Origin of the sequence: Galliscardovia ingluviei, from assembly GCF_014635685.1 — a bacterium.
GTDB classification, from domain to species: domain Bacteria; phylum Actinomycetota; class Actinomycetes; order Actinomycetales; family Bifidobacteriaceae; genus Galliscardovia; species Galliscardovia ingluviei.
The window spans coordinates 750,272-764,188 of the sequence record NZ_BMDH01000001.1 but is presented as its reverse complement, the minus strand read 5'-3'; the positions used below and the strand labels follow the sequence as shown (position 1 = coordinate 764,188).

Genomic DNA, 13,917 nt, shown 5'->3' with positions numbered 1-13,917 from the left:
TAACAAATCGCTATCAACCGTTGCAATTATTGGCTTTGCTCACTGTGCTATTTCTTGGACGCAAGTTGTGGCAAACGATAAACCTCCTCTAGGCTTGTAGCAGAACTTACATGTTTTGGCTGAAAGAGGTAGGCATATGCAGTACGCTCCATTAGACTTAACTGTGCATCATGCAGCAGGATTGTATAACCCATCTGCAGAACATGACGCCTGTGGTGTGGGCATGGTAGCAACGCTGCGCCAGACTCCAGAACATCGCATTATTGAAGATGCTATTACAGTACTCAATAATCTTGATCACCGCGGTGCTGTAGGTGCTGAGGAAAATACTGGCGATGGTGCTGGCATTGTAATGAGTATGCCTGATGAATTTATGCGCGCCAGTATTGATCAAGCATTACCACCATTAGGTGCATACGCTGCTGGTATGGCTTTTTTGGACAGGGATATGGCAACTGCCGCCGGTCAAGCTCAAGCAATTGCTGATATTGTTGCTGACGAGGGCGCACAGGTATTAGCGTGGCGCGATGTGCCCACGAATCCGGATGGCTTAGGGCTACAGGCATTGGCTTCTATGCCATTACTGCGCACACTAGTAATTGCAGATGTTCAGGGTCAAGCAAGGGACAGAGCGCTTGATAGGATTGCTTGGCGTATTCGCAAGCGCGTAGAGCATGAAGTTGGTGTGTATTTTGCCTCATTTTCTACACGCACTATTACCTACAAAGGTATGCTTACTACGCATCAGTTGCCGTCATTCTATCTTGATTTGTCAGATCCCAGTATGAAAGCGTGTATTGCTCTTGTGCATTCACGTTTTTCAACGAATACATTCCCGAGCTGGCCGTTAGCGCAACCATTTCGTATTATTGCGCATAATGGCGAAATTAACACGATTCAAGGCAATCGAAATTGGCTTAAAGCACGTCAAGGTACGTTTGCCAGTGATGTGCTTGGCGATTTAAGCAAAGTATTGCCCATTGATGTACCAGGATATTCAGATTCAGGAACTTTCGATGAGTGCCTGGAATTGCTGTATTTAGCTGGAAGAAGTCTGCCTCATGCCATTTCTATGATGGTGCCTCCAGCGTGGCAAAGCAATACTGCGCTCGATCCTCAAGTACGCGCATTTTATGCCTATAACAATACCTTGATTGAACCTTGGGATGGACCGGCTGACATTGTTTTTACTGATGGAACGCAAGTTGGTGCGGTGCTGGATCGTAATGGTTTTAGACCAGGGCGTTGGCAGGTTAGTGATGATGGCATTGTAGTGCTTGCCTCTGAAGCAGGCGTACTGGACAGCATTGCGCCGGAACATGTTGTTGCCAAGGGGCGTTTAGAGCCAGGTCGCATGTTCCTCGTCGATACTGCTCAGGGACGCATTATTGATGATGAAGAAATTAAGCAAGAGCTTGGCTCATTGCATCCGTGGGATAAGTGGCTTGAAGGTAATGAAATTGCGGTAGAACAATTACCAGAGCGTGAACATGTGCGCCATAGTGGTGTCTCTGTACAGCGCCGTCAGCGTGCGTTTGGTTATACGCATGAAGATATTCGTATGATACTCACTCCTATGGCAAATACTGGTAAAGAGCCGCTAGGGTCCATGGGTAACGACACCCCAATATCAGTACTGTCAAAGCGTTCGTGCATGCTCTTTGATTACTTCACGCAGAAATTTGCTCAGGTGACGAATCCGCCGCTGGATTGGGAACGAGAATCGATTGTTACCTCGCTGTCGTCTGCGATTGGCCCTGAGCCGAACTTACTGGAAGATAGCCCTGAACATGCTAAGAAAATTGTAATTCCACTGCCTGTTATTGACTCAGATAGCATGGCGCAGTTAAAGCGATTGGATCGCGCGCCAATTCTAGAAGGACATTATCGACCATATGTGGTCAAAGGATTGTACCAAGTTGCTGGCGGTGGTCAGGCCTTAGAACAGCGGCTTGAAGAGATTTTTGAGGAAGTTGATACGGCTATTGCTCAGGGCAGTAACTTTATTGTGCTTTCAGACCGTGATTCAGATCATACGTGGGGGCCAATTCCATCATTACTGCTTACCAGTGCTGTACAACATCACTTGTTGCGCAAAGCTACACGCACACAAGTATCATTGGCTGTTGAAGCAGGTGATGTTCGAGAAATTCACCATGTCGCTTTGCTAATTGCCTATGGTGCAGCCTGTGTTAATCCATACTTGGCTCTGGAAACCGTCGAAGAACTAGCGAATCGTGGTGAGCTTGCAGTTGATGGTACTCAAGCAGTACGCAATGTAGTACAAGCACTTTCTACTGGCGTACTCAAAATTATGAGCAAAATGGGCGTTTCTACCATTATGAGCTATCGTGGTGCTCAATTGTTTGAAGCCATTGGTTTAGGTGAAGAACTTATTGAACGCTACTTTACTGGCACTACCTCGCAAGTAGGTGGTATTGGTGTTGAAGAGATCGCACAAGAAGTGGCATTGCATCATCGTGTGGCATATCCTAATCAATGGACGGCTACTCCACATGTTGATTTGGCAGTTGGTGGCGATTACAAGTGGCGTAGGACTGGTGAAGATCATTTGAATGATCCTGAAGCCATTTTCTTGCTACAACAGTCCACGCAACGTGGCGATTATCACATGTTTAAGCGCTACACTGAGCATATTAATAACACGTCAAATCGTTTAATGACGCTTCGTGGCTTGATGCAACTCAAATCAAATAGGCCGCCTATTGATATTAGTGAAGTAGAGCCTGCTGAATCTATTGTGAAGCGCTTCTCTACTGGCGCCATGAGCTATGGTTCCATCTCTCAAGAAGCTCATGAGACGCTCGCACTTGCTATGAACGCTCTTGGAGCGCGTTCAAACTCTGGAGAAGGTGGAGAGTCTCCCGAGCGATTAAACGACCCTCAGCGTGTGAGTCGTATTAAGCAGATTGCATCTGCACGTTTTGGTGTGACTAGTAACTACTTAGTACACGCAACTGATTTGCAAATTAAGCTGGCACAAGGCGCCAAGCCGGGTGAGGGTGGACATTTGCCTGGGGCTAAAGTACCACCTTGGATTGCAAAAGTGCGTCATGCAACCCCTGGTGTGGAGTTGATATCTCCGCCACCGCATCATGATATCTACTCTATTGAGGACTTGAAGCAGCTTATTCATGATGCAAAAATGGCAAATCCTCAAGCGCGTATCCATGTCAAACTGGTGTCTGAGTTTGGTGTGGGCACTATTGCTGCTGGTGTGGCCAAATGCCATGCCGATGTGGTGTTGATTTCTGGATATGATGGTGGTACTGGTGCAGCTCCGTTGAATGCAATTAAGCATGCTGGTACTCCATGGGAGATTGGCTTATCAGAAACACAGCAAACTCTTATTTTAAACGGTTTGCGCTCTCGCGTAACCGTGCAATGTGACGGCGAGTTGAAAACGGGGCGCGATGTAATGATTGCAGCCTTGCTCGGCGCAGAAGAATTTGGTTTTGCTACAGCAGCTCTTATCGTCGAAGGCTGTGTGATGATGCGTGTATGCCATAAAAACACGTGTCCGCAGGGTATTGCAACACAAGATCCAGAGCTTCGCGCGCGCTTTACTGGCAAGCCTGAGCACGTGGTGAATTTCTTCATGTTTATTGCACAAGAAGTTCGAGAATTGCTCGCAAGTCTTGGCTTCAGGACGTTAGAAGAAGCTGTTGGTCATGTTGAGTGTTTAGATCAGCGTCAAGCGCTTGACCACTGGAAAGCTCAAGGTATTGATTTACGTAATGTGCTTCGTCAATCTGGGCCTGTTCCTGGCACAATTTTGCACAAAACTATTGAGCAGAAACACGATCTTGATACATCACTAGACAGCGTGTTGATTACTAAACTAGATGATGCATTAGAGCACGGTGAACGCACAGTATTGCAAGTGCCTATTCGCAATATTCATCGCACTATTGGCACTATGGTCGGCTATGAAATTACCAAACGCTATGGCGAAGAAGGGTTACCAGACCATACCATTGATATTATGTTGCAAGGTACGGCTGGGCAGTCATGCGGTGCCTTTATCCCTCGTGGCTTAACGCTACGGGTACAGGGAGAAGTCAACGATTATGCCGGTAAGGGATTGTCTGGAGGCATTATCAGTGTACAAGCAGACAGCCGAGCCAAGTTTGATACACACACCAATGTGATTGCAGGCAATGTAACTGGCTTTGGCGCAACATCTGGTCGCATGTTTATTGCAGGGCGAGCAGGAGAGCGTTTTGCAGTGCGCAACGGCGGCGCAACATTTGTAGTAGAAGGTGTTGGCGATCACGGTTTGGAATATATGACCGGCGGCACTGTTGTGGTGCTCGGGGCAACAGGTAGAAATTTTGGTGCAGGGTTCTCTGGCGGCAATGCATACGTGCTTGACCTTGATATGCAACAAGTCAATCCACAAGCGCTGGCTCATGATTCCTTGCTGTTCCTGCCATGTGAAGGTCAGGATGCTCAGGACTTACGGGCACTGATCGAGGAACATGTTCGCTACACGAATTCTCAGTTTGCTGCAAGTCTACTTGATCACTGGCAGGAGAGTGTGCGTAGATTCACGCATGTTGTTCCAGCACAATTCGTGCAAATGAGTCGAGCTATGGAGCAAGCTGAGCGTGACCATCTTGATTTTGAAACTCCTGGCACTTGGGAGCAAGTATACGAAAGCGTTATGGAAGGGAAGCACTAATGTCAGATCCACGCGGATTTTTGAAAGTTCGTCAGCGTCATGAATTAGCTGAACGTCCAGTTGCGCAGCGTATTCATGATTATAACGATGTGCATAGTGAGTCAGGACTGCAACCTTGGACCAAAGAGCAGGCTCTACGCTGTATGGATTGCGGTACACCATTTTGTATGACTGGCTGCCCGTTGGGTAATCTTATTCCCGAATTTAATGATTTAGTCAGTCGTGGCAAATGGGAAGAAGCCTACCATCGCTTATCAAGTACAAACAATTTCCCAGAAGTGACAGGCAGAATCTGCCCAGCGCCTTGCGAAATGGCTTGCGTACTGAGTATCCATCAGCCGGCAACTATGATTAAACTCAGTGAGCAAACTATTATTGATCAAGCATGGGGACTCGATATAGTAGAGCCGATGAAACCACAGCGGCTTACAGACCAAACCGTAGCGGTAGTAGGGTCTGGACCTGCAGGATTGGCTTGCGCTCAACAGCTTACTCGCGCAGGACATACGGTGGTTGTCTACGAGCGTGATGATGCTTTGGGTGGTTTGATGCGCTATGGTATTCCAAACTTCAAACTTGAAAAGCATTTGGTAGATCGCCGTATCGAACAAATGCGTGCAGAAGGCACAGTATTCCATACAGGTGTCAATATTGGTACTGATATTACTTGGGATGAGCTACGCGCTCGCTATGATGCCGTAGTAGTAGCCATTGGTTCTACAGTTCCTCGTGATGTCGCTATCGAAGGGCGCGATTTACACGGTATTCATTTTGCTATGGATTATTTGCCAGATGCCACCAGAAGGCTCTATGGTGTTCAGCCGGTACACGATATTACTGCCCAAGATAAACACGTGGTTATTATCGGCGGCGGTGATACTGGTTCTGACTGTCTTGGCACAGCACTACGTCAGGGTGCAAAATCAGTAACTGTGTTGCAGATCAATAGTAAAGAACCTGAGCAGCGTCCTGCTGATCAGCCTTGGCCTACCTATGCGCGACTCTATCAAAAGAGCAGCTCTATGCAGGAGGGCGGACAGTATTTGTATAACACTGATTCAGTGCGCTTTGAAGGCGATATTCAGCCAGAGCATACTCAAGTACTTGATAGCAGTGAGCCACTTGGATTCACAGCTAATGAGCAGGGGCATGTTACAGGTGTAACCATTTGCGAAGTGGAACCAGGTCAACGCGGTGAGCAAGCACGAATTGCAGGGTCTGAGCGCACCATTCCAGCTGATTTAGTCTTGATCTCGATTGGTTTTGCTCATCCCGAAACGCTGGAACTGCTTAAGCAGCTTCCAGTGAAACTGGATAGTAGAGGCAATATTGAGCGCGATACGCATTTTGCTACCACACAAGATGGCATGTTTGTTTGTGGTGATGCCGGTCGTGGGCAGAGCCTTGTAGTGTGGGCAATTGCTGAAGGACGGGCATGTGCATCACATGTTGATGCTTACCTTACTGGTGCTACAGAGCTACCAGCGCCGATTACCCCTGATCAAAAGCCCATGGTGTTGCCAAGGCGCTAGGAGCTACATGCATACCATATGGGTGACGCGTGTGGCACGCTGAATCTTAGTATTGCTCGATAAGAGTAGAAACTGCGGTACACTAGAATGCGTTATCAGTGATATGCGTATTTCCAAGGAGAGGCAATGCCAAACCGTGCACAACGACGAGCCAATGCGCGTCGCAATTCTCAGGAAACAGAGTTCCGCGCTCGCTCGCGCCAAGGATTAAGCGATGAGTATGCGTTGCAGCAGCAGTCCATTCGCTTGCAAGATGGAGGTTCTGCTCAATGGAAGCCAACAGCCAGTACTGGTCAAGTGGAGACGGAAAACCATGTGGAAGCTGTCGATACTGAGACGCTTTCGATAAAAAATCCTGCTCCTGTTCGTGCGCCTCGTGGTGTGCGTGGTTGGGCTCGCTTGTGCTCATGGGTGCTGATTGTGGTTGCTGCTATCGCTTTTTTGGCAGTGATGTGGATTCCTGGACTGCCACTGTGGTTAATTATTACTGTGGCATGTGTATTTGGTGTTGGTGTGCTTTCACTGTTCTTTACTTCGGGAGATCCAACACGTAATCCGCATTTGGATGATCACGGTACTGCTGTGTAATGTGTTTGAACTATGGCCTGTGTGTTGACACGGGCCATACTTGTATCAAATTCCAAGCATTCGTATAGTGCAAAATCTAGCGAAGCAACATTACATTGCACAACACTCGATTGTAAAACACAATCCGAAACCGTCGAATGTAAGCTACAGTATCAAGTAGCAGCTGTTGCTCAAACTCTAGGTTTGCCCAAGGAGGGGAAATGAAAGTTGAACTACTGACCAGAGAATACCCACCTCATGTTTATGGCGGCGCTGGTGTGCATGCAGAGGAATTGTCAAAAGTATTAGCTGAGCGTGTTGATGTCACTGTTCGTGCATTTGATGGCAAGCGCAATCCAGAAGATATTCCAACAGTTACAGGAAGCGGTAGCTTGCAAGTAGTGGGATATGATACTCCTGCAGAACTTGCCAACGCGAATGCGGCATTACGTACTTTTGGTACTGACTTGGCCATGGCTGGTGATGTTGATGGTGATATTATTCATGCTCATACATGGTATGCCTGCCTTGCTGGACGCTTGGCGCAGCAGCTGCATAATATTCCGCTAGTAATTACTGCGCACAGTCTTGAACCATTTCGTCCTTGGAAGCGTGAACAGCTTGGCGGTGGGTATGAGCTGAGTTCTTGGGCTGAGCGTGATGCTTATGAGCATGCCGACGGTATTATTGCTGTTTCTGATGGCATGAAGCAGGATATTCTTACGGCATATCCTCATGTTGATCCTGAGCGCGTATACACTGTGCATAATGGCATTACGATGGCTGATTTTGCCACTCCAGCAGATGACGATCCTGGTTGGTCAGTGTTTGAACGGTATCATATTGACCGCAGTAAGCCAACGTTACTGTTTGTAGGTCGTATTACTCGGCAAAAAGGTCTGCCATATTTATTGCAGGCATTGCATAAAGTTGACCCGGCTATTCAGGTAGTGCTGTGTGCTGGTGCTCCTGATACTCCTGAAATTATGGAAGAAGTAAAATCTGCCTTTGCGGCACTCGATCGTGAGCGCGGCAATATTATTTGGATTGAGGAGATGTTGCCAAAAGCTGAGCTTAATGCGCTGGAGCATGGCTGTGACGCTTTTGTGTGCCCAAGTATTTATGAGCCGCTTGGTATTGTGAATTTGGAGGCGATGGCTTGTGGATTGCCAGTAGTTGCAAGTGCTACGGGTGGTATTCCTGAGGTTGTTGTTGATGGTGAAACCGGCTATTTAGTGCATGTTGACCAAGTGCATGATGGTACTGGTACGCCAACTGATCCTGAACGTTTTGTGCAGGCTATGGCTGATGCAATCAATCGTATCATGGAAGATCCTGAGCGTGCTCGTGCTATGGGTCAGGCTGGTTTTGAGCGTGCTCGAGATCATTTTAGTTGGGAATCTATTGCCGACCGCACTTTGGCAGTGTATCAGGATGTGCTTGCTAAGCGCCAAGAGCACTAGATAGGGCATCCTATAGAGCAGCAAGTCGTGCTTGAACTGCTGTACCTATTATCCATTGGGCTATTGGCTCAATGGATAATTATTCTCGGTGCTGTTTGCATAATTTGGACATTTTGGTAAATGCTTGTGTGCTTACTCGTACAGTTAGCGTATGGGACAATATGAGCTACAGCAATTGAATGATCAGACCAATCAAGGCGGTCAGGCGCTTCACAGCAATCAGGTCGATCAGCGTATTGAGGATATACAAGCTGAGCAGTATGCCTTGCGATTAGCAGATGTATCATTTCGCCGTCAGTCGAGACGGATTGTTGAGCACGTCAATTTGCATGTTAAGCCTGGTGAGCATTGGATTGTATTTGGCCCTAATGGTATTGGTAAATCAACGATTATCGCTATGATGGCTACGCGCGCTCATCCAAGTAGTGGTGTAGTTGAAATTCTTGGTAATAGGCTTGGTAAGGTCAATGTGTTTTCTTACCGACATCGTATTGGTCTTTCTTCTGCAGAACTTTCTCGTGCTTTTCCTCCATTTGAAGATCCATTAGATGCTGTAGTGACGGCGCTTACAGCTACAACCGGTCGTTGGCGTGACCATTACTCTTCGGAAGAATATGATCGTGCGCGTATGCTGATGCAACGCTTTGGTATTGGCTATTTAGCGGGTAAAACTATGGGTCGTCTTTCTGAGGGGGAGCGCACTCGCGTGCTGATTTGTAGGGCGTTAATGCCTGATCCTGATTTGGTAATTCTTGATGAGCCGACTACTGGTTTGGATTTGGGTGGTCGTGAGTTAGTGGTTCGTGCGTTAAGTGGGTTAGGGCGTGAGCATTCTTCTCGTGCTGTTATTGTGGTAACACATCGCTTAGAAGAGATTCCACAAGGTTTTGATCATATTGCTTTGATGGGGCGTTTGGATACCCATCTTGAGGAAGAACTTGAGGAGCCTCGCCATAGTGCATTTGGAGTAGATCCAGCTCCAGGGTCCATTCTCTATACTGGGGATCTTAATCATGGGTTAACGGACACCCATATTTCGCAGCTGTTTGGCATGCCGATGCATGTGTTCAATCATGATGGACGTTGGCAGGCGTTTGCTCGGTAATCTCATGCGTTAATTTGTGGGTATTTGGTGAAGATGATTCGTTGATGGCTTACAAGTGAGTGAGCGCTCACTCACTTATGATACAGTACACGATGTGATTCAAGATTTCAGTCAGCAAGAACAACCAGCACATCGCAAACGCGCGCCATCGATGAGCGTCGATGAGCGTCGAGAGGCGATATTACGTGCTGTTGGCCCTCATGTAGTGAATGCTCAAATGAAACTTTCCACACGAGAACTTGCGCAGTACGCTGGGGTAGCCGAAGGCACGCTGTTTCGAGTATTCAAAGATAAACAGGATTTACTCCAACAAGCATTTCACAGTGAACTTGAACGCATGATTGAAGATGATGCATGGGAAAAGCGTTTAGCAAAAGTGCAGTCCTCAACTGATGTACAAGATCGCGTCGAGGCATGCTTAACCGTATTGCTCGAACTCTTTGACGACTGGTCAGCGATTATTATCACCATGCGACAAACCATGCTGACGCAACAACATCAACATCGTTATAATGCTTCGCATCATGATGAGCAGGCGACTCATGCAACGGATCATACGTCTATGGCACAGCTCTATCAACGCCTTATGCTTCGCGTAAATCAAGAGTTACAGCATCAACTTCAACCAGTTGCTGACCAATTAAGTGTTCCTGTTGAACAAGCAGCAGCCTTTATTCATATGATGATGACAGCGCAATCATTGGCAACACTACATCACCAAAACACGGGATTAACTACACATCAACTTGCACGCACCATTGTTCATGGCATCGCACGCTAAGTCGAAGTGAATAGTACTACCACGATAGATATGAAAGAATAGTATGGGAAAAGTTATTCATGATTATATGAAAAGCCGACTGTGGCAAGTTTTGTTGCTGTTGGTATTGCAGTGTGTTCAAGCCGCACTGATGCTCTATCTACCAAATCTGAATGCAGATATTATCAATGAAGGCGTAGCCTCTGGTCAAGAAAGTCAAATCTGGCATTATGGCTGGCAAATGCTGGGCTTAAGTGTTATTCAAGTTATTGTGGCTATTGCTGCAACATGGAGTGCTTCTCGCGTGGCAACCGATATTGCCTACGAATTGCGCCGTGACTATTTTGGGGCAGTAGAGCAGTTCTCCCTACAAGAAGTGGAGCATTTCTCTGCGGGCTCCTTGATTACTCGCGCGACAAACGATGTGCAGCAAGTACAGATGATGCTCTTCCAAGGGCTTAACATTGTATTACAGGCACCAATTATGTTTATTGGCGGCATCATACTCGCCTCTCGACAAGATGGTCCGTTGACATGGACACTGGCAGTAATTATTCCAATTATTATTATCGTTGCTGGTGCACTGATGGGGACTATGGGTCCGCTCTTCAAGAAGTTGCAAGCGCGTTTGGATACCTTAAACCTCATTATCCGTGAGCAAATTACCGGTGTGCGCGTTATTCGAGCATTTACTCGTGAAGCTACCGAGGCACAGCGCTTTGGTGAGGCTAATGATCGTATGCGCACAGTAATGGTTGCAGTTGGCCGACTGATGAGTTTAATGATGCCACTGATGATGTTGATTATGAATATTTCCAACATCGCTATTATGTGGTTTGGTGCACATCGTATTGACTCCGGTGGTATGCCAATTGGTAACTTGCAGGCATTCATTCAATATTTGATGATGATCTTGATCTCCCTCATGATGGCATCCATGATGATGGTGATGCTGCCACGTGCTGTGGTTTCAGCTAAGCGCGTTGTAGAAGTGCGCGATACACCATGCGCTATTCAAGCCCCTGAGCAGCCGTACCATCCTACAGATCCAAAAGGCGTTATCGAATTTAAGCATGTCAGTTTCCAATATCCTGGAGCACAAGACCCAGTGCTTGACGATCTGAGCTTTACCATTGCGCCAGGCACTACAACAGCGATTATCGGTTCAACAGGCTCCGGTAAATCAAGCATTATCCGTGTAGCACAACGCATGTTTGATGTCTCTCAAGGACAGGTATTAGTTGATGGGCATGATGTACGAGAATATGATCCACATGAGCTGGCTTCACTCTTTGGTACTGTTCCACAGCGCTCACTGCTTTTTAGTGGCACTATTGCCAGTAATTTGAAGTTTGGCAACCCTCATGCTACTGAAGAAGATATGTGGCAAGCGCTACGCATTGCACAGGCAGAAGATTTCGTGCGTGAGTTGCCAGAAGGATTAGACGCCCCAGTAGCTCAAGGGGGTACTAATTTCTCCGGCGGACAGCGACAACGACTATGCATTGCGCGAGCCATTATGAGAAAACCAGCAGTATTCACCTTTGATGACTCATTCTCAGCGCTTGATTTCGCCACGGATAAAGCATTACGTACCGCGCTTAAGCCAATTACCAGACAAACATCAGTCATTATTGTGGCGCAACGTATCTCTACAGTAATGGACGCAGACACCATCATCGTAATGGACAATGGACGCATGGTCGGCATTGGCAAACACCAAGAACTTTTGGCAAATTGCCCAACCTATCGCCAAATTGCGGATTCACAACTTAATCAGGAGGAGCAGTAATGGCTAGGAATACTTCTACAGCTCCAGTAACAAGTAAGCCACGCAGGCACACACTTAAACGACTTATTGCCTACATTTTGCAGGATAAAATCCGTCTCTGGGCAGTAATTATCGCTGCTGGACTAGCAACCTACACCATGGTACTGGGTCCGAAAATTTTAGGACAAGCTACCACAGCTATTTTTGAAGGCCTTATTTCAAAAATGCTACCTGCTGGTGTTACTAAAGAGCAGGCTATTGAAGGTCTTAAAGCATCAGGGCATGAATCCATGGTAGATATGGTTGCGTCTATGGATGTTCATCCTGGTAGTGGTGTTGATTTTACTCATGTTGCACAAATTTTGGCGCTCGCCGGTGCTGTATTCATCTGCACAGTATTGTTGCGCTGGATTCAGGGCTGGTCTTTGACCAGATTGGTATCCAATGCAGTACACCGCATGCGTAAGCAAATTGAGGAAAAACTGGACCGCCTGCCACTGAGCTATTTTGACCGAGTGCCACGCGGCGAAGTGATGAGCCGCACAACCAATGATGTGGATAATATCGGTCAAACTTTGCAACAAGTGCTTGGTGAGTTTATTTTCTCTGTATTTACCGTAGTGGGCGTCATCATTATGATGCTCACTATTGCGCCAGTGCTTACCGCAGTGTCGTTGATTGTAATCCCAGTTATTTTGCTTGCAGCATACTTAGTTATTCGTGCAGCACAGCCACATTTCTTTAAGCAATGGAGTGCAACCGGAACGGTAAATGCCCATGTAGAAGAAATGTTTACCGGTCATATGGTAGTTCGTGCATACGGGCAGGAATCCCATGTTATTGAAGAATTTGATAAGCGCAATCGTGAACTAGCGCAAGCCTCGTTCAAAGCTCAAGCGCTCTCTGGAGCTACTATGCCATTAACGCAATTCTTCGGTAATGTGAATTTCGTCATGGTGGTTATTTTTGGCGGTATCAAGGTACTACATGGCACTATGACACTTGGTGATTTACAAGCCTTTAGCCAGTATGTGCGTCAAATGAACCAACCACTAGGACAGCTGAGTTCTATGGCCACCATGCTACAAGGTTGCTTAGCGAGCGCAGAACGTATTTTTGAATTCCTTGATGAGCCAGAAGAAGAATCCGAATCAGAATCACAGCCTGATGTATTGGCTGGTCGTATGCAAGGCTTAGTGCAATTTGATCATGTGAAGTTCAGCTATGATGTGCATAAGCCTTTGATTGAAGATCTTTCCTTTACCGCTCAGCCTGATCAAACCATTGCCATTGTTGGGCCTACAGGAGCTGGAAAAACCACGCTGGTTAATTTACTGATGCGTTTCTACGAGATCCAAGGTGGCACCATTGCTATTGATGGTGTCAGTACACGCGATCTTACCCGTGCTCAACTGCGTCGTCACTTTGGCATGGTATTGCAAGATACATGGCTTTTTGACGGTACTATTCGTGAAAATCTTGTTTACGGTACTCATGAAGAAGTCAGTGAAGAGCGTTTGCTTGAAGCTGCACGCGCTACCCACGTGGATGATTTCGTGCGCCGACTGCCTCAAGGGTATGACACCATACTTACGCAAGATTCCAGTGAGTTATCACTTGGTGAACGTCAGCTGCTTACGATTTGCCGAGCGTTCTTGTCTCAGCCAGATATTTTGATTCTCGATGAGGCAACAAGCTCGGTAGATACACGTACTGAAACCTTAGTACAGCATGCGATGAACGAATTGCGTAAAGGTCGAACGAGTTTCGTTATCGCACACCGATTGTCTACTATTCGCGATGCCGATCGCATCTTAGTGGTCAATCATGGTGCAATTGTGGAACAGGGTACACATGATGAACTCCTAGCTAAGCAAGGCGCTTACGCTGAACTGTATCGGGCACAGTTTGCTGGAGCGGTTGAAGACTAGCGGAGCCATACGGCGATTAAGGGGTGCGGTTCATACATATGAACTGTGCCCCTTTATTATGTATACTGTGCTTTCTTATATGT

Annotated in this window: 8 protein-coding genes; all 8 read left to right on the top strand. The window is 46.9% G+C overall.

Annotation, left to right across the window (positions count from 1 at the left end):
- Positions 1–136: 136 nt before the first annotated feature.
- The gene (gltB, locus tag IEU85_RS03160; RefSeq protein ID WP_188354756.1) at positions 137–4,705 is read left to right on the top strand and encodes a glutamate synthase large subunit; all 4,569 of its coding nucleotides are present in this window, start codon (positions 137–139) and stop codon (positions 4,703–4,705) included.
- Positions 4,705–6,237 carry a glutamate synthase subunit beta gene (locus tag IEU85_RS03155; RefSeq protein ID WP_188354755.1) on the top strand — a complete coding sequence of 511 codons (1,533 nt, stop codon included), beginning with the start codon at positions 4,705–4,707 and terminating at the stop codon, positions 6,235–6,237. Before gltB ends, IEU85_RS03155 begins: the two co-directional genes overlap by 1 nt.
- A 126-nt stretch (positions 6,238–6,363) precedes the next feature.
- Entirely contained in the window at positions 6,364–6,825 is a 462-nt protein-coding gene (locus IEU85_RS03150) for a transmembrane protein 121 domain-containing protein (RefSeq protein ID WP_188354754.1), read from the top strand.
- Between the two features lie 200 nt (positions 6,826–7,025).
- Positions 7,026–8,267 carry a glycogen synthase gene (glgA, locus tag IEU85_RS03145; protein ID WP_188354753.1) on the top strand — a complete coding sequence of 414 codons (1,242 nt, stop codon included), beginning with the start codon at positions 7,026–7,028 and terminating at the stop codon, positions 8,265–8,267.
- A gap of 235 nt (positions 8,268–8,502) precedes the next feature.
- Entirely contained in the window at positions 8,503–9,372 is an 870-nt protein-coding gene (locus IEU85_RS03140; protein ID WP_371866625.1) for an ABC transporter ATP-binding protein, read from the top strand.
- Positions 9,373–9,466: 94 nt separating this feature from the next.
- A complete protein-coding gene (locus IEU85_RS03135) occupies positions 9,467–10,153 on the top strand; it encodes a TetR/AcrR family transcriptional regulator (RefSeq protein WP_188354751.1) in 687 nt (228 codons plus the stop codon).
- Between the two features lie 43 nt (positions 10,154–10,196).
- On the top strand, positions 10,197–11,924 hold the full coding sequence (locus IEU85_RS03130; RefSeq protein WP_188354750.1) for an ABC transporter ATP-binding protein: 1,728 nt from the start codon (positions 10,197–10,199) through the stop codon (positions 11,922–11,924).
- Positions 11,924–13,834: an ABC transporter ATP-binding protein gene (locus IEU85_RS03125; protein ID WP_188354749.1), complete on the top strand. Its 1,911-nt coding sequence runs from the start codon at positions 11,924–11,926 to the stop codon at positions 13,832–13,834. The genes IEU85_RS03130 and IEU85_RS03125 overlap by 1 nt, the downstream gene beginning before the upstream one ends.
- Positions 13,835–13,917: the final 83 nt, after the last annotated feature.